The following is a 15,318-nucleotide window of genomic DNA, read 5'->3' on the forward strand; positions in this document are numbered from 1 at the left end:
TCTTCTTTTCAGCCTCGCCCAAGACTCGGGGGTGGCTGGATGTCGTCCACGCGACGACCTCAGGGGATGGCGCGCACCACGCCGCCGTCCACGCGCAGCGCGGCGCCGTTGATGGCGGAGGCCTTGGGGCTGCACACGAAGGCCACCAGGGCGGCGACCTCGTCGGTGGTGGCGAAGCGCTGGAGCAGCGACGAGGGCCGCGCGCTCTTGAAGAACCCCTTCTCCACCGTGGCCACGTCCACGCCCTGCTGACGCGACAGCTCGCCCAGGAACACCTCCACGCCTTCGGAGCGCGTGGGGCCCGGGAGGATGGAGTTGGCGGTGATTTGCGTACCGCCCAGGCCCTCGGCGATGCCGCGCGCGAGAGCAATCTGGGCCGTCTTCGTCACCCCGTAGTGAATCATCTCCACCGGAATCTGCACGCCGGACTCGCTGGAGATGAAGACGACGCGGCCCCAGTCCTTCTGGCGCATGCCCTTGAGGTAGTGGCGGCTCAGGCGCACGCCGCTCATCACGTTGACGTCGAAGGTGCGCAGCCACTCCTCGTCGGAGATGTCTTCAAAGGGCTTGGGCTCGAAGATGCCCAGGTTGTTGACCAGGATGTCCACGTGGGGCACCTGCTGGATGAAGCGGCCGGCGCCCTCGGCGGTGCCCAGGTCCACCGCGACGCCGCGCAGGCGCGCCTCCGGCTGCTTGCGGCGCACCTCGGCGATGGCCGCGTCCACGCGCGCCTGGGTGCGGCCGTTGACGATGACCTCCGCCCCCTCGCGCGCGAGCGCCTCCACGATTGCCAGGCCGATGCCCGCCGTGGAGCCGGTCACCAACGCCACCTTGTCCTTCAAGTCCAGGTCCATTCGTTCCCTCGTGAGAATGCGCGGCCACAGGTAACGCGCGCGGTGGGACCCCGCCAGCCCGCTTCACGCCCCGCCACGCCAGGGAAACCCCCATCCCGACGCATCACGGATATTCCACATTGCGGAATATCGGCAACGTGGTGTATCTCTCCGGGGCATGACGCGTGCCGCGCCCGGGGCAGTCCCTCAGGGGAGCGTCCGGCGGGAGTGGGTGCGATTCCATGCGGAAGAAGGCGACGAAGGCGGCCGTCGACAACTCGCGGGGGCTGCGCGAGCAGGGCGCGCGGTTCTTCGGGAAGCTGCTGGACTTCAATCGGGACCGCTCCGTGCTGCGCGACCCCGTCAAGCAGTTCTGCGACGCGCACGAGCTGAGCTCTCCCCAGAGCCACGTCATCATCTGGCTGGGCCACGAAGGGCCCTTGAACACGGGCGCCCTGTCGCGCCTGGCGGACATCCACGACAAGAGCATCACCGGAGTGGTGGACCGGCTCGAGGCCCGCGGGCTCGTCGAGCGCACCCGCCACCCCTCGGACCGCCGCAGCGTGGTCAACGCCCTCACCCCGGAGGGCCGGTCCATCTACGAGGGCATCCGCGAGCGCATCGAGACGGCGCTCGCGGGCTTCTTCGCCACGCTGCCCCCGGATGAGCTGGAGACGCTCTTCCGCCTCCTGGACCGCCTGCACGACACCGTGCGCGTCCCTCACGACTGACTCCGGAGCCGGGCCATGACAGACACCCCCGGCGCCCCTCACCTCTTCTCCGACCCCAGGCGGAGGCTCGGACGACCTCCACCCGCCCGCCTGGCTCCCACCATGAAGCCGCTCCACCGTCCGCCCTCGCCCGCTCGCGCGCGGGCCCGCGCCTCGCGCCTCGACGCGCTCAGGAGACCCCGCGCATGAAGCCCTTCTCTTCCTGCGTGTGCACGTATCCACCGGCGTGGCTGGTGCTCGCGCTGAACACCGCGCTGATGCCCTCGGACGCGCGCGCCCAGGAGCCGCCCCCGGACGCGCCCACCCAGGAGCTGTCCCGCGCCGTCCCCCCGCCCGAGGCACCGCCCGCACCCGAGCCGGAGCTGACGGGGCGCATCGAGCGCATCGACATCGAGGGCAACGAGCGCACCCAGGAGGTCGTCATCCTGCGCGCGCTGCGCACCCAGCCCGGGGAGCTGCTCACCGCCGGCGCGACGGAGGAGCTGAAGCGACGGCTGCTCAACCTGAAGCTCTTCGAGCACGTCGAGGTGCGCACGCGTCAGGAGGGCGACGGCGTGGCGCTGCGAATCAAGGTGGAGGAGCGCTGGACGCTGCTGCCCATCCCCATGTTCACCTCCAGCAATGGCCAGTGGCAGGCGGGGCTGTTCCTGTTGGAGAGCAACGTCTTCGGTCTGCACAAACTCTTCGTGCTCGGGGCGATGGCGGGCAACCGCGGCGGCAACGTCTTCTCCCTGTACAAGGACCCGGGCATCCGCGGCAGCCGGTGGACGGGCACGCTCTTCGGGCAGTACGCCAAGCTGGACCGCGAGCGTCGCGTGCGCGACATCGTCGTCGACGAGTACACGGACCGACGCCTGGACGTGTCCGGCGTGCTCGGCCACCAGCTCACGCCCGAGCTCAACGTGGGCGCGGGACTGTTCGGTATCTTCAACCGGCCGCTCCGCGCGAGCGAGGACGAGCCCGCTCCTGAACGGAGCCACGCGCAGGGCGTCAGCGCCGTGGCGGAGTATCTGGGACAGGACTTCCACTTTTTCTTCAATGAAGGGCTGTTCGCGCGTCTGAACCTGCGTCAGGGGTTCGACCTGGGGAGTGGTTCCCGGGACTACCGACAGGCGACCCTCACGGCCGCCTACACCCATGCGTTGTTCGGGAACCATGCGCTCACCCTGTCGGGCACGCTCGAATACGTGGATGGAGATTCCACCCTGGACGCGGTGCTGCTGGGACAGCGCACGGGCACGCGCGGCTTCACGCTGGCCACGCTCTGGGCGGAGCAGGCCGCCATCGCCACGCTCGAGTACCAGGTCCCCCTCTGGAGTCCCAGCCTGGCGACCTTCACCGCGCATGCCTTCGTCGACGCCGGGCACGTGGAGTGGAGGAATACAGTCACGCGCTACGTCGCCCCCGGCGCCGGGCTCCGCATGTACCTGCGCAGTGTCGCTGTTCCCGCCCTGGGCCTGGATGTGACGCGGGCTCCCCAGACCCGAGAGCTCGTCGTCAGCTTCGCGGCGGGCCTCTCCATGTAGTCGTGTCGTCCCCCAGACCGCGAGGTCCCTCTTGAGCACGCAACAGCGCACCGCCATCCTCACCGCCGCCACGCAGCACTTCGCCCAGCTCGGCTTCACCCGGGTGTCACTGGAGGACATCGCGCGGCGCGCGGGGCTGGAGCACGGCCAGGTCTTCCGCCACTTCTCCACCAAGGAGGCGCTGTTCATCGAGGTGGTGCGGCAGCACGGCGTGCCGGCGATGGAGGCGCTGGAGCGCGCCGTCGCCCGCGCGCCCTCCCCCGAGCAGCAGGTGCGCACCTTCGTGGAGGTCCGCCAGGAGCAGACCGAGCGCATCCTCCGGGAGCTGAACGTCTCCTTCGATGCCCTGCTCGACATCCTCCCGCTCATCGACCTGTACGTCGTGGACCTGCACGCGCGGGAGCTCGCCCTCCTGGAGTCCGTCTTCACCGAGGGCACGCGCCGGGGGGACTTCCACTTCCAGAGTCCGCGGAACGTGGCGGCCGCCATGCTCGCGAGCCTGCGGGAGGTGGAGCGGCTGACGTGGGCGGCCCAGTGCCTGACGTCCTCGGGGCCCGGGAGGCAGGCGTCGGACCTGCTGCACTGAGGAACACCGCGCGCGGCGACGCGGCCTTGCTCTATGGTGCGCCGCCATGTCGAAGACCCAGTACTGGCTCATCAAGAGCGAGCCGTCGGTATACCCGTACGCGCAGCTCGAGAAGGACAAGCAGACGGAGTGGACGGGCATCCGCAGCTTCGAGGCCCGCAACAACCTGCGGGCGATGAAGCCCGGGGACCTGTGCCTCTACTACCACTCCAACGAGGGCAAGGCCGTGGTGGGCGTGGCCCGGGTGCTCACGCTGGCGACGGAGGACTCCACCGCCCCGGGAGAGGACTGGGCCTCCGTGAAGGTGGCCGCCGTCGTCCCCGTCAAGGCGCCCGTGGAGCTGGCCACCGTCAAGGCCACCGCCGCGCTGAAGGACTTCCCGCTCATCACCCGCAGCCGGCTCAGCGTGGCCCCCGTCACCGCCGAGCACTTCAAGCTCATCCTGAAGATGGGGAAGACGGCGCTGCCGAAGTAGCCGCGGCCTCCGGGGGCCGCAGCAGCGTCACCTTCGGCCCCGTGAAGCTGTGCCGCTGCACCAGCGCCCAGTACAGGCCCAACAGCCCCAGCGCGCCGGCGAACGTGTAGCCGGCGAGCTGGTTGGGCGGCAGCACGAACAGCACCATCACCACCCCGCACCACACCAGCGCGACGACGTTGACCCACGACGACGCGCGCCCCAGGTCCCACGGCCCTCGGTGCGACCACGTCCCGGAGCGGCGCGCGCGCAGGCCCACCCAGACGGGCAAGGCATAGGACGCGTAGAGCGCCAGCGTGCTCAGCGCCACCATGGCCGCGTACGCCTCGCTCCACAGCGCGACCAGGCCGCTGCCCGCCACCGACACCCAGACGGCCACGGCGGGACTGCGAAAGCGCGGCGACACGCTCGCGAGCCACTTCGACGCGGGCAGGCCGTTGTCGCGCGCGAAGGCGAACAGCATGCGCGAGTTGGACGTCACCGAGGACAGTCCACAGAACCACATGGCGCCGATGGCCACCCACACCAGCGCGCCGCCCAGCGCGGGGCCCAGGCCCTGCGTGAGCACATGGAGGAACGGGTTGGCGGCGGCGGCCGTGGTGGGCAGGTCCTGGATGGCCAGCGTCACCGCGCCCAGCAGGAGGTATCCCGCGACGGCGCTGACGGCCACGGACAGGAAGATGCCCCAGGGGGCATTGCGCGTGGGGTCCTTCGTCTCCTCGGAGACATGCGCGCTGGCGTCATAGCCGGTGAAGGTCCACTGCGCCTGGAGCAGGCCGATGAGGAAGCCATAGGCATACAGCGGCGTCTCCGAGCTGAAGCGCGTCATCAGGAAGGCCGCGTCCTGCTTGGGCGCGAACAGCGCGAGCGCGCCGATGAGCACCACCACCCCGCCCACGTGGTACCATGCGGAGAAGTCGTTGAGCCACGCGACGACGCGCACGCCCACGTGGTTGAGCACCGCGTGGGACAGCAGGATGCCCGCGTACAGCGGCAGCACGGACATGCGCTCGCGGGGCCAGCCGAGCATGTCCGCGAGGAACTCCGCGAGCCCGTAGTCGATGCCCGCCGTAATCGCGAACTGGCCCAGGGTGTTCAGCCACGCGGTGAAGAAGCCCACGCGGGGACCGCCGAGCATGGCGGCCCAGTGGTACAGCGCGCCCGCGGTGGGGAACGACGACGCGAGCTGCGCCAGGCTCGCCGCCACCGTGAGCGTCATCACCGCCACCAGCGGCCAGCCCACGCCCATCACCATCGGCCCGCCGAAGCGCAGCCCATGGCCATACAGCGTCACGGCGCCGGTGAGGATGGAGATGATGGAGAAGGAGACGGCGAAGTTGGAGAAGCCCCCCATGCCGCGCAACAGCTCCTGCGCGTACCCCAGCCGCTGGAGCTGGGCGGCATCCTCCTCGAGCTGACGCTCCGAATCCGGAAGGTGGGCCATGCCTCCCAGGATACGCGGGCCCCCTCGTCCTTCCCTGGAGGGGTCCACCGAAAGAGCCCGCGTCTGTCCGGAACGCTACGGCTTGCGCGGGAAGGAGCCGCCAGGGAAGGGGCCGCTGGGGCTGGGGCCGTCCTCGCCCGGGAAGCCCTTGCGGAACTCGATGCGCTTCTGGATGCGCATCGTGCCCATCTCCGCCTCCACCTTGCGCCACAGCTCGGGACCCAACAGTCGCTTGATGCGGACCATCAACGACAGGCGGTTCTTGCGCACCGCCGTCTCCGCGCGGCCCACCTCCTCCACCTGCTTGAGCACCGCGTTCTCATCGGTGGAGTCCGCGCGCAGCTGGCGCTCGAGCTGGAGCTGCGCGCGCTTGAGGTCCGCCTCCAGCGGGATGACGGCCTCGTTCGCGTCGAACGTCAGGTCTTGAATCTGCTTCGCCACGTCCCGGGGGATGCCCAGCTTCTCCACCACCTGCGGCGGGATGCCGTGAGCGGCGGGAGGCAGCGGGCCCAGCGGGAGCGTGCTGTCCGCGGGCCCCATGACGTGCAGCGTTCCCGGGCCGGAGCGGTGGATGACGACGTTCTCCGGTTCGGACTGGGCCTGTGCGGGCGAGGATGCGAGCAGCGGGCTCAACGCCGCCGCGGCCAACAACATGGACGTGCGAAGCTTCATGGCATCGACTCCTGGTAACTGATGGGTTGAATCGCCGTTCGGAACGGCGGTGCTTCCAGCGCGCGGGAATCCGGGGGGCGCAGCCACGCGGCCATCGCCCCGAAAGGTCGGTAGAGGTCATCGCGGTACACGGCGTCGCGCCGCGTGTAGCCACGGACCTCGGTGAAGAGGTCGGACAGCGAGGTGCGGCCCCATTGCGCCAGGGCCTCCGGCTCCGGCTCGGCCTCCGTGTCCGCGCGGCGCAGCTCCAGCTCGGACCGGGGCGCGGTGTCGTCGACCTGGACGTAGGTGTCTTCCGACACGCGGGGCGCCGGCGACTCGGACCGCGTCAGCCACGCCAGGGTGAGGACACAGCACGACGCCACCACTCCCGCGACGACACGGCGGCGCACCCTGCGGCGGCGCACCTCGCCCAGCACGGCCTCGCGTGTCACCGGCGTCAGGGGCGGCGTCACGGGCAGGCGCAGCCGCGACGCCGAGGCATGCACGGCCGCGAGCGCCCGGCATTCCTCACAGCCCTCCAGGTGGGCGCGCGCCTCGGGAGGCCACGGGGGCGAGGACTCCAGGAGGATGGGGGCCACGTCGTGGCATCTCATGGCGTTTCTCCTTCGAGGGCCCGCTCGGCCTTGAGCTTCTTGAGCGCGCGATACAGGTGGATGCGAACGGTGCCCCGCTCGATGCCCATGGCCTCCGCGACAGCGTCCAACTCGAGTCCCTCCAGGTAGCGAAGGCTGAAGGCCGTGGCCTGCTGCGACGGGAGCGCCCGCACCGCGCGGCCCAGGGCCCGCCAGCGCTCGGCGCCGACGAAGCGCTCCTCCGGCGACAGCTCCAGGGGCGTGCCCCCATCCAACGCATCACGCAGCACGTTCCACACGCGCCGCCTGCGCAGGTGGCTCATCGCGCGGGACACCAGGATGCGCCGCAGCCATGCGGGCCCCGCTTGCAAATCCTTCAAACCGTGGCGCTTCTCGTAGGCATCAGCCAGGGTTGCCTGCACCACGTCCCTCGCCTCCTCCGCGTCCCACACCAGCCGCCGGGCCAGGCGGAGCAGCCCGGCCTGCTCCGCCTCCAGGAGCGACTCGAACCCGGGCGCGGCGGTGGCGCGCGCTGGAGTTCCAGGCTCCTCCAGGATGGCGGTACCCTTCACGGCGGAAAGACCTCCTCGACGGCTTCCACGGAATGAGGACGCACGAGGTCGGAAAACGGCATACTCGAAAGCGTGAGCCCCTCCGAAATCCGACGGATTCCCGCCGCGGAGACCCGTGGCCTGCGCCGCGCCGTGCTTCGCCCCCACCAGCCTCCCGAGGCCGTCGTCTATCCTGGAGATGACGACCCGGACACCGTGCACCTGGGCCTGTACTCGGAAGGCCGCCTGCTCGGGGTGGCCTCCATCTATCGGGAGCCGCCACCTTACGCCCTGAAGGCCATCACCGCGTGGCGCCTGCGGGGCATGGCCGTGGAGCACGGACGCCAGGGACAGGGGCTGGGCGCGGCCCTGTTGAAGGCGTGCATGGAGCACGCCGTGACGCAGAAGGGCACGCAGGTGTGGTGCAACGCGCGGTCGACCGCCTCGGGCTTCTATCGCTCGCTCGGGTTCATCCAGCACGGAGAGCAGTTCGAGCTGCCCGGCATCGGGCCCCACCACCTGATGTCCCGCGAGCTGAGGGAGCCGGGGCGATGAGCACCTCGCCGGACCTGGACGCGCTGCGCATCGCCATCGAGAACCTGGACGAGGAGATTCTCGACGCGCTCCGCCGCCGCATGGACCTGGCGGACGACGTGGCGCGCTCCAAGCTGGCCACCGCGGCGCCGTTCCGGGACCAGCGTCGCGAGGACCTGCTGCTGCGCCGCATCCGCACGCGCGCGTCCGAGCACGGGTTGGACCCGCACGAGACGGAGCGCATCTGGCGGCTGGTCATCGACATGTCGGTGGCGCGGCAGCAGGCGCTCGTCACGCGGCTGGACACGACGCCGCTGCGCGTGGGCTATCCGGGCGTCGAGGGCTCCTACAGCCACCTGGCCGCGCGCAGGCTCTACACGGGCCGCGCGGGCGGCGTGCTGCTGACCGGGTTCGACGATGCGCGCGAGGTGGTGGAGGCGGTGCGGCGCGGCGAGCAGGACCTGGCGCTGCTGCCCATCGAGAACACCACCGCCGGCAGCATGAACGAGACGTACGACCTGCTCGCCGAGGGTGGCGTGGTCATCACCGCGGAGCTGGTGAGCCAGGTGGACCACCGGCTGCTCGGGCTGCCGGGCGCGAAGCTGGAGGGGCTGCGCGAGGTCATCTCGCATCCGCAGGCGCTGGCGCAGTGTGAGGCGTACCTGCGCGAGAAGCTGCCGTGGGTGCGGGCGGTGCCGGACTCGGACACGGGTGGCGCGGCGCAGAAGGTGCGTGAGCGCAACGACGCCACGGTGGCCGCCATCGCCAGCGAGACGGCCGCGCAGCGCTTCGGCCTGGAGGTCCTGGCGCGCGAGCTCCAGCCGGAGTTCGACTACACGCGCTTCGTGGAGGTGGGCCGCGAGCCCACGCCGCTGGCGCCGGGCGTGCCGTGCAAGACGTCGCTGCTGATGGTGCTGGAGCACAAGCCGGGCACGTTGGGAGAGATGCTCCAGCGGTTGACGCTGCGGGGGGTGAACCTGAGCAAGCTGGAGTCGCGGCCCATCCCGGGGCGGCCGTGGCAGTACCGGTTCTATGTCGACGTGGAGGGACATGCGGCCTCCGCGCCGCTGACGGCCGCGCTGGAGGACATCCGGCCGCTGACGTCCTTCCTGCGCGTGCTGGGCACGTATGCCCGGGCCGAGGGAAGCCATGGATGAGTTGTCGCCCTCGGAGATTCGCGTCGCGTTCCAGGGAGAGCCGGGCGCGTATGGGGAAGAGGCCCTGCGCGTGTTGTATGGGCCGGACGTCGAGGCGGTCCCCTGCCCCACCTTCCGCGCCGTGTTCGAGGCGGTGGCCGAGGGCCACGTGGACAGCGGCGTGATTCCGGTGGAGAGCTCGCTGGGCGGGCCGGTGGCGGAGAACGTGGACCTGCTGCTGGAGCATGACCTGCCCATCTCAGGTGAGCTGTCGCTGCGCATCCACCACTGCCTCGTCGCGCCCCCGGGACTCGCGCTGGAGGACGTGGAGCAGGTGCTGTCGCATCCGCAGGCGCTGGCGCAGTGCGCGGGCTATCTGCGGCGGCGCGGCCTCAGGCCCGTGCCCGAGACGAACACCGCCATCGCGGCGCGAAGGGTTTCTCGCGAGGCGCTCCCGCGCACGGCGGCCATCGCCAGCAGCCTGGCGGCGGAGCTGTACGGGCTGGTGGTGCTTGAGGACGGCGTGGAGGACTCGTCGGACAACCACACGCGCTTCGTCACGCTGGGCCAGGAGCCCGAGCACACGTGGAAGCGGCGCAAGACGGCGCTCGCCCTGACTGTGCCCAATGAGCCTGGGGCGCTGTACCGCGTGCTGGGTGCGTTCTCCGCGCGCGGGCTGGACGTGTCCCGACTGGAGTCGCGTCCCCAGCGTCGCGCGTGGGAGTACGTCTGGTGCCTGGATGTGGAGGGCGCGCTGGAGGAGGCGCGCGTGCGCGAGGCGGTGCAGGCGGCGCAGGCGGCGTGCATCACCTTGCGCGTTCTCGGCAGTTACGGCGTGGCCTGAGGCGAGCGCCACGCGGGCGCTCTCCAGAGACTGTGTGGCTTGCGTCGAGCACCTCGCCGCGCGGGCTTCATCAGCCCGTCGCGATGGCTCCCCGCGCATGGGCACGCCTCGCGGATGCGCCGTCGCGACGGCGTGGCCTGAGGCGAGCGCCACGCCGCGCGGGCGTCATCAGGCCGTCAGGCCGTCGCCGTTCTTCACGGCGGACTGGTACGCCTCGCGGATGATCTGCGTGTAGCGCTGGAGCGCGCCGAGCTGCTCCATGCGCAGCGCCTGCGGGCCGTCGCACAGCGCGGCCTCGGGCTGCGGGTGGAAGTCCACCAGCACCATGGACGCGCCCGCGATGAGCCCCTGGCCAATCGCGTGGAAGATGTCCGGCAAGCCGTCCGGCGGCAGGTCCGCGCGGCCGATGGCGTGCGACGGGTCCACGCACACGGGCATGCGCGTGAGCCGCCGCACCACGGGCACGTGCGCGAAGTCCACCATGTTGCGGTGCGGGTCACCCAGGTGCGTCTTCACGCCACGCAGGCAGAAGACGATCTTCGGGTTGCCCTCGCTCGCGATGTACTCGCAGGCGTTGAGGGACTCCTCCAGGGTGATTCCCATGCCGCGCTTGAAGAGCACCGGGAACACGCGCTGCTGACCGATGGACTTGAGCAGCTCGAAGTTCTGCGCGTTGCGCGTGCCCACCTGGAGCATGACCCCCGTGGCGTTGCCCGAGCGCTCCAGCGCGTCGCGAATCTCGTCGATGTGGCGAGGATGCGTCACCTCCATCGCCACGACCTTGATGCCGTGCTTCCCCGCGGACTCGAACACCCACGGCAGGCACGCCGCGCCCAGGCCCTGGAACTCGTACGGGTTGGTGCGAGGCTTGTACGCCCCCATGCGCGTGGTGCGGATGTCGTGGCGCGCGAGCGCCGCCATCATCGTCTCCACGTTCTCCTTCGTGTCCACCGCGCACAGGCCCGCGAACAACTGCACCGAGCGCTCATCGAACGTCACGCCGTTGTACTCGAAGCCCGTCGTCGTGCGCTGGCCCTTGTGCCGGCCGATGACCCGGTACTTCTGCGACACCCGCACCACCTGCCGCACGCCCGGAATCTGCTCGAAGACCTCCGTCGGCACCTGGGCCGTGGAGCCCAGCAGGTACACCTCCGTCACCGTGAACTCCGCGCCCTCGATGACGTGAGGACGCGGCGTCACCCCCTTGTACTGGGCGGCGGCTTGGAGGACGGCGGACACCACGGACTCGGGTGAGTCCGGCTCGAGCATGACGATCATCTTCGGAATCTCCAGACAGCTCTGTCTTGTAGGTCTTTGAGTGGGCGCGGACCGGGTCGCGCGACTTGTAACATCGGGGACGCGCGGATGCGTCCACGCGCGGGCACGCGGCCCGTCCCGAGCGAGCGGACGCCTCGGGGCACGCGGCCCCCTGCCCCGCTGCCTGCTTCAATGGCCCGCGGGCCGCAGCCGCAGGGCCAGCTGCGCGTAGTGGTCCCGCTGGGTCGTGTCGCCCAGGTTCTCCCAGATGTCGGACAAGGCCTTGGCGGCCTCGACGTACGCGGGAGACAGCTCCAGGGCGAGCTCGAAGGTGTACCGGGCCAGCCGATAGCGCGCCTTGTCGGGACGCCGGGAGCCTCGGGTGAGCAGCGCGTTGCCGCGCTCGTAGACCTCGATGGCGGCGGCCTCGCGGTAGCCGGGCTCCGGGTTGAGCTGGGTGGCGCGGCCCATCAGCTGGGCGGCGGCCTCGGGCTCCCCGAGCTCGAGCTGACACAGGGCGGCCTCGCGATGCGGGTCCGCGGCGGACGGGTCCACCTCGATGGCGCGCTCGAAGCAGCGCAGGGCCTCTTCCGCGCGGCCGAGCCGAGCCAGGGACGACCCCCGCGCCGTCAGGGCCGGGAAGTGCTTCGGGTCCACGGCGAGGACCTTGTCGAAGGCGGAGATCGCGGCCTCGTGTTGGCCTGACATCGAGAGGCTGGAGCCCTCGTTGAACGCCGCGAACAGCAACTTGGACATCGTGCCCCCAGGGCAAGGGTTGCCCGGCCATGCCGTTGGCCGTTCATCCAGCCTCGCACCGTGGAGCACCCAGTGGAAAGCCGTTCCAGGTCGTCCCGGCTTCGTCCGACTGATGGGAGCCATCCGCTCCGCTCGGGGCCACCCCGGGGCTCGAACCCCATGAGTGGCTCCCTTGACGCTCCGTTCAGAGGCGCAGACCCGCCTGGACACCAGCCCACATCAGGACGTCGCGGTCCGACGACTTGGAGAACCGGCTGAGCGCCGTCACCGGCTCGCCGTCCGTGGCGTGCAGGATGTTGAAGGTGGGACCCGCGAAGATGGCGAAGCGCGGCGCGAACGCGTAGCCCACCATCAACCGCCCCTGGTGCAGCATCCGGTTGTCCGCGAGCGCCCCGCCCCACTCGTGGATGGTGTTCGACACCACGTCCACGTCGAAGTAGAGCCGCTCGGTCAGCGGCACGTGGCCGCCCAGGCCCACGCCCGTCGTCCAGTGGCTGGGGCCCCGGTGGTCCGGCACCGCGCCCATGCCCACCACCAGCGTCGTGTAGAGGTAGCGGCTGCCCACCTTGAGCGCGACGTTGGCGTAGTTGAAGTCGTTGCCGTAGGCCTCCACGTGGAACTGGCCGTTGCGCACGATGTTGAGCAGGCCCACCGGCACGCCGGACTCCAGGTTGTTGGCCACGTTGACGATGCCCAGCTGCAGGCCGTTCATCTTCCCGGCGACGTTGATCAGGCCCACCTGCGCGCCCGTCACGTCTCCGCCCACGTTGATGAGCGACAGCTGCGCGCCATGGAGGGTGTTCACGCGGCTGACGCCCACCGCCATCTGCACGCCGCGCATCGTCCCGGCCACCCAGCTCATGCCCACCGCGGCCTGGTAGCCGTCCATGTCGCCGTTCACCCAGCTGCTGCCCACCGCCATCTGCACGCCCCTCATGGACGCGCGCGACACGTTGGCGCCCACCGCGAGCTGACCGAGGAAGCCGCCCTGGCTCGCCATGTTGAGGCCCACCGCGGCCTGCAGGCCCTCCGCCCTGCCGCTGACCCAGTTGCCCCCCACGGCGAGCTGCGCGCCCTCCATGATGTCGCGCGCCACGTTGCCGCCAAGGGCCGTCTGCACGCCGTGCGTCTCACCCGAGCCCCAGTTCGCCCCCAGCGCCATCGCGAAGCCATCCAGCCGCCCCATGGTCGCCAGCCCCAGGGAGATGGAGAGCGCGTTGTCCATCTGCTGCCCGCCGCCCCACAGGTCGTTCGTCTGGAGCTTCGGGGCCAGGCCCAGGTTGACGAAGCGGAAGTTGCCGCGCGCGGGAGCCAGGGGCTCGACCATCGGCCCCTGCGCGCCGGCCACCGGAGCGCCACCGCCACGCATCGCCGTCAGCTCGCCCTGCATCGCCACGAACGCCGTGTGGGCCAGCACGGTGCGGCCCGCGTCGCCCACCGTGAGCACCGCCTGGGAGCTGGCGCCGCGCGACTCCCGCGTCACCGTGTAGCGGCCCGGCTGCAGCCCCAGCTCGGTGGAGCGGCCCGCCAGCTTGTTGAGCTCCACCACGAGGCGCCCGGGCTCGTCGCGGATGAACAGGCGCCCCTCCACGTTCTCGTCCATGACGAGCACCGCGGAGGTGGTGCGCAGGTCCGTCATCACCAGCTCGCCCGTGCCGGCCAGCTCGATGTCATAGGCCGGGTGCTGCGCGCCCGCGCGCGTGCGCTCCGTGCGCGCGAGCGTCTCGTGGAAGGCGAACTGGTAGGCCTCGTGCAGCGTGACGCGGCCATCCCCCGTGGCGTCCGCCGCGCCGCGCAGGCCCGACACCAGGTTGTGCGTGAAGAACGAGCCGCCGATGCGGTCCGACTCCTGCGACACCTCGTCCTCCGACGACGAGGTGAGGATGGCGTGGCCCCGCACGGCGGTGGACGTGTCCACCAGGAACGCGGGACGGCGCACGCCGCCCTTCGAGCGCGCCAGCGTGCCGGAGGCGCACGAGTCCAGGATGGCGATGCGCACGTCCGCGGGGAGCTGCTCCAGCGCCTGCCGCAGCTCGCGGTAGCCGAAGCGGTCCTGATGCAGGAGCAGCCCCTCCTCGTCGGAGTGGCCGGAGTAGTAGATGAGCGCCTCGGTGCGTCCGCCCGGCGTCTTGCCCGCGGCGACCATCGCCTTGAAGCGGGCCAGCGCGCTCTCCAGCGCCTTGCGGTCGCCCTCGAGCAGCATCATCCGGTCCTGCCGCTGCACGCCGCCGAGCTCCTCCAGCACCTGGCCGAAGGCGTTCGCGTCGGTGACGGCGTAGCGCAGCTTCGCGCGACCCGCGCCGCCGTCGTTGACGCCCACGAGCAGCGCGAACCGGCGCACGGCGACGGGGTTGGACGAAGGGGTACCGGCTGGGGCCGCCGTGGCCAGGGTGGGAAGCAACAGGGACAGGAACAGGAGTGACCGCGCCATCACGGCACCTTCTCCAACGTGAAGGATGTCTGGGCCAGGGTACCCGGAAGCGGGAGCGGCCGGGTGCTCGCCTCGGTGGGCTGACGTGCGAGCTTCCGCGCGGACTCCAGCACGAGGCCCACATCGATGGGTGAATCCGAGGTGACGAAGAAGAAGCGCTCGAAGGCGGGGGCGTCGTCGAGCTCGTACGCGTGCGCCAGCGATACCGCGTCCCCCTTCTGCAGCCGGGTGCTGCCCACCAGCGTGGTGGGGTGGTGGAGCGTCACCGCCCCCCGGCCATCCACGGACACCACCGTCCCGTAGCGCCGTCCGCCGGCGAGGTAGCTCAGCTGGAGCAAGTCGCCGCGCCGGGCGCGCGTGCGGTCCGCGAGCAGCTCCGTGGAGCCGTCATGCTGCCGGTACACCAGGAGCCGCGCGTCGCCCTTGATGCCGACCGTCTCCTCCATCAGCTCCACCCGCGCGGGCACCAGCGCCGGGGGCTCCGCCAGCCGCTCCGGCTGGGCCGACAGCATGAGCAGCACCAGGGACGCCGCCACGGGCAGCCCCATGGACAGCCCATGCCAGCCCGGGTCGCGCGCCGCGCTCTCGCGCTGGACGTCCGCGGTGCGCGCGCGGCGGGCGACCTCCCGGGCGAAGTCCTCGGGGGGATGACGGGCCAGCGTCTGGGCCGAGTCCGCCTCCAGCCGCGCCAGCCGGGCCCTCCCGTGAGGCTCGCGCTCCAGCCGGGCGCGAGCGTCGGCGAGCGCGTCCGGGGTCAGCTCGCCCAGGGCAATCCGCTCCAGCAGCCAGTCAGGGGTGCACAGGGCCATGCTCACGAAGCCTCCAGCGCGGTCCACAAGCCCCATCTCCAGGCCTCCGCCGCGCCCTCCGCCCACTGGAACACCACCCTGCCCTGGAACTGTCACCTGCCCGTGAGGACACGCCCCGGCGTCGAGTGGCGCAGGTGCGCGGATGTGGGCCCCGACTC

At 71.1% G+C, this 15,318-nt stretch carries 16 protein-coding genes; 7 read left to right on the forward strand and 9 right to left on the reverse strand.

The features are described 5' to 3' along the window. Positions 1–59: 59 nt before the first annotated feature. A complete protein-coding gene (locus tag AC6JA9_RS25065) occupies positions 60–854 on the reverse strand; it encodes an SDR family NAD(P)-dependent oxidoreductase (RefSeq protein ID WP_223747691.1) in 795 nt (264 codons plus the stop codon). 221 nt (positions 855–1,075) lie between these two features. On the opposite strand from AC6JA9_RS25065, the gene AC6JA9_RS25070 reads away from it, so the two are divergent. The 4 genes from AC6JA9_RS25070 to AC6JA9_RS25085 all read left to right on the forward strand — a co-directional run bounded on the left by AC6JA9_RS25070 (position 1,076) and on the right by AC6JA9_RS25085 (position 4,151). Further along, a complete protein-coding gene (locus AC6JA9_RS25070; RefSeq protein WP_223747690.1) occupies positions 1,076–1,564 on the forward strand; it encodes a MarR family winged helix-turn-helix transcriptional regulator in 489 nt (162 codons plus the stop codon). 185 nt (positions 1,565–1,749) lie between these two features. Beyond that, positions 1,750–3,090: a POTRA domain-containing protein gene (locus AC6JA9_RS25075; RefSeq protein WP_223747689.1), complete on the forward strand. Its 1,341-nt coding sequence runs from the start codon at positions 1,750–1,752 to the stop codon at positions 3,088–3,090. A gap of 31 nt (positions 3,091–3,121) precedes the next feature. Further along, positions 3,122–3,676: a TetR/AcrR family transcriptional regulator gene (locus AC6JA9_RS25080; protein WP_223747688.1), complete on the forward strand. Its 555-nt coding sequence runs from the start codon at positions 3,122–3,124 to the stop codon at positions 3,674–3,676. Positions 3,677–3,722: 46 nt separating this feature from the next. Then, a complete protein-coding gene (locus AC6JA9_RS25085; protein WP_141326032.1) occupies positions 3,723–4,151 on the forward strand; it encodes an EVE domain-containing protein in 429 nt (142 codons plus the stop codon). Here the strand turns inward: AC6JA9_RS25085 and AC6JA9_RS25090 are convergent. The 4 genes from AC6JA9_RS25090 to AC6JA9_RS25105 form a co-directional block, all read right to left on the reverse strand. Beyond that, positions 4,114–5,595, reverse strand: coding sequence for an amino acid permease (locus tag AC6JA9_RS25090; RefSeq protein ID WP_408890124.1), 1,482 nt, complete (start codon positions 5,593–5,595; stop codon positions 4,114–4,116). The two genes, AC6JA9_RS25085 and AC6JA9_RS25090, sit on opposite strands and share 38 nt — an antisense overlap. A 75-nt stretch (positions 5,596–5,670) precedes the next feature. Beyond that, positions 5,671–6,267 (reverse strand): periplasmic heavy metal sensor, encoded by a 597-nt coding sequence (locus AC6JA9_RS25095; protein ID WP_497957949.1) that lies wholly within the window; start codon positions 6,265–6,267, stop codon positions 5,671–5,673. After that, a complete protein-coding gene (locus AC6JA9_RS25100; RefSeq protein ID WP_497957950.1) occupies positions 6,264–6,863 on the reverse strand; it encodes a hypothetical protein in 600 nt (199 codons plus the stop codon). Before AC6JA9_RS25100 ends, AC6JA9_RS25095 begins: the two co-directional genes overlap by 4 nt. Then, positions 6,860–7,414 (reverse strand): RNA polymerase sigma factor, encoded by a 555-nt coding sequence (locus AC6JA9_RS25105; RefSeq protein WP_223747683.1) that lies wholly within the window; start codon positions 7,412–7,414, stop codon positions 6,860–6,862. Before AC6JA9_RS25105 ends, AC6JA9_RS25100 begins: the two co-directional genes overlap by 4 nt. Before the next feature lie 234 nt (positions 7,415–7,648). On the opposite strand from AC6JA9_RS25105, the gene AC6JA9_RS25110 reads away from it, so the two are divergent. Genes AC6JA9_RS25110 through pheA form a run of 3 tightly spaced genes read left to right on the forward strand, consistent with a single transcriptional unit; the run spans position 7,649 to position 9,907 of the window. After that, the gene (locus tag AC6JA9_RS25110; protein ID WP_497960755.1) at positions 7,649–7,948 is read left to right on the forward strand and encodes a GNAT family N-acetyltransferase; all 300 of its coding nucleotides are present in this window, start codon (positions 7,649–7,651) and stop codon (positions 7,946–7,948) included. Beyond that, positions 7,945–9,084 carry a bifunctional chorismate mutase/prephenate dehydratase gene (locus AC6JA9_RS25115; protein WP_223785190.1) on the forward strand — a complete coding sequence of 380 codons (1,140 nt, stop codon included), beginning with the start codon at positions 7,945–7,947 and terminating at the stop codon, positions 9,082–9,084. Before AC6JA9_RS25110 ends, AC6JA9_RS25115 begins: the two co-directional genes overlap by 4 nt. Then, entirely contained in the window at positions 9,077–9,907 is an 831-nt protein-coding gene (gene pheA / locus AC6JA9_RS25120; RefSeq protein WP_497957951.1) for a prephenate dehydratase, read from the forward strand. Before AC6JA9_RS25115 ends, pheA begins: the two co-directional genes overlap by 8 nt. Positions 9,908–10,075: 168 nt before the next feature. Here pheA and AC6JA9_RS25125 read toward each other — a convergent pair whose 3' ends face one another. The 4 genes from AC6JA9_RS25125 to AC6JA9_RS25140 all read right to left on the reverse strand — a co-directional run bounded on the left by AC6JA9_RS25125 (position 10,076) and on the right by AC6JA9_RS25140 (position 15,160). Continuing rightward, positions 10,076–11,185: a 3-deoxy-7-phosphoheptulonate synthase gene (locus tag AC6JA9_RS25125; RefSeq protein ID WP_141326024.1), complete on the reverse strand. Its 1,110-nt coding sequence runs from the start codon at positions 11,183–11,185 to the stop codon at positions 10,076–10,078. A 168-nt stretch (positions 11,186–11,353) separates the two neighbouring features. Next, complete coding sequence (locus AC6JA9_RS25130; protein ID WP_408890121.1) at positions 11,354–11,920, reverse strand: tetratricopeptide repeat protein; 567 nt, start codon at positions 11,918–11,920, stop codon at positions 11,354–11,356. Between the two features lie 184 nt (positions 11,921–12,104). Further along, complete coding sequence (locus AC6JA9_RS25135; protein WP_223785188.1) at positions 12,105–14,351, reverse strand: caspase family protein; 2,247 nt, start codon at positions 14,349–14,351, stop codon at positions 12,105–12,107. Then, the gene (locus tag AC6JA9_RS25140) at positions 14,351–15,160 is read right to left on the reverse strand and encodes an ActD protein (RefSeq protein ID WP_497960757.1); all 810 of its coding nucleotides are present in this window, start codon (positions 15,158–15,160) and stop codon (positions 14,351–14,353) included. The genes AC6JA9_RS25135 and AC6JA9_RS25140 overlap by 1 nt, the downstream gene beginning before the upstream one ends. Between the last annotated feature and the right edge of the window lie 158 nt (positions 15,161–15,318).

The organism is Myxococcus sp. MH1 (assembly GCF_059738865.1).

Coding starts and splice junctions, on each gene's coding strand:
- AC6JA9_RS25135 (WP_223785188.1), bottom strand. CDS start 14,351: ATGGCGCGGTCACTCCTGTTCCTGTCCCTGTTGCTTCCCACCCTGGCC.
- AC6JA9_RS25130 (WP_408890121.1), bottom strand. CDS start 11,920: ATGTCCAAGTTGCTGTTCGCGGCGTTCAACGAGGGCTCCAGCCTCTCG.
- AC6JA9_RS25095 (WP_497957949.1), bottom strand. CDS start 6,267: ATGAAGCTTCGCACGTCCATGTTGTTGGCCGCGGCGGCGTTGAGCCCG.
- AC6JA9_RS25070 (WP_223747690.1), top strand. CDS start 1,076: ATGCGGAAGAAGGCGACGAAGGCGGCCGTCGACAACTCGCGGGGGCTG.
- AC6JA9_RS25085 (WP_141326032.1), top strand. CDS start 3,723: ATGTCGAAGACCCAGTACTGGCTCATCAAGAGCGAGCCGTCGGTATAC.
- AC6JA9_RS25065 (WP_223747691.1), bottom strand. CDS start 854: ATGGACCTGGACTTGAAGGACAAGGTGGCGTTGGTGACCGGCTCCACG.
- AC6JA9_RS25115 (WP_223785190.1), top strand. CDS start 7,945: ATGAGCACCTCGCCGGACCTGGACGCGCTGCGCATCGCCATCGAGAAC.
- AC6JA9_RS25100 (WP_497957950.1), bottom strand. CDS start 6,863: ATGAGATGCCACGACGTGGCCCCCATCCTCCTGGAGTCCTCGCCCCCG.
- AC6JA9_RS25090 (WP_408890124.1), bottom strand. CDS start 5,595: ATGGCCCACCTTCCGGATTCGGAGCGTCAGCTCGAGGAGGATGCCGCC.
- AC6JA9_RS25140 (WP_497960757.1), bottom strand. CDS start 15,160: ATGGCCCTGTGCACCCCTGACTGGCTGCTGGAGCGGATTGCCCTGGGC.
- pheA (WP_497957951.1), top strand. CDS start 9,077: ATGGATGAGTTGTCGCCCTCGGAGATTCGCGTCGCGTTCCAGGGAGAG.
- AC6JA9_RS25075 (WP_223747689.1), top strand. CDS start 1,750: ATGAAGCCCTTCTCTTCCTGCGTGTGCACGTATCCACCGGCGTGGCTG.
- AC6JA9_RS25125 (WP_141326024.1), bottom strand. CDS start 11,185: ATGATCGTCATGCTCGAGCCGGACTCACCCGAGTCCGTGGTGTCCGCC.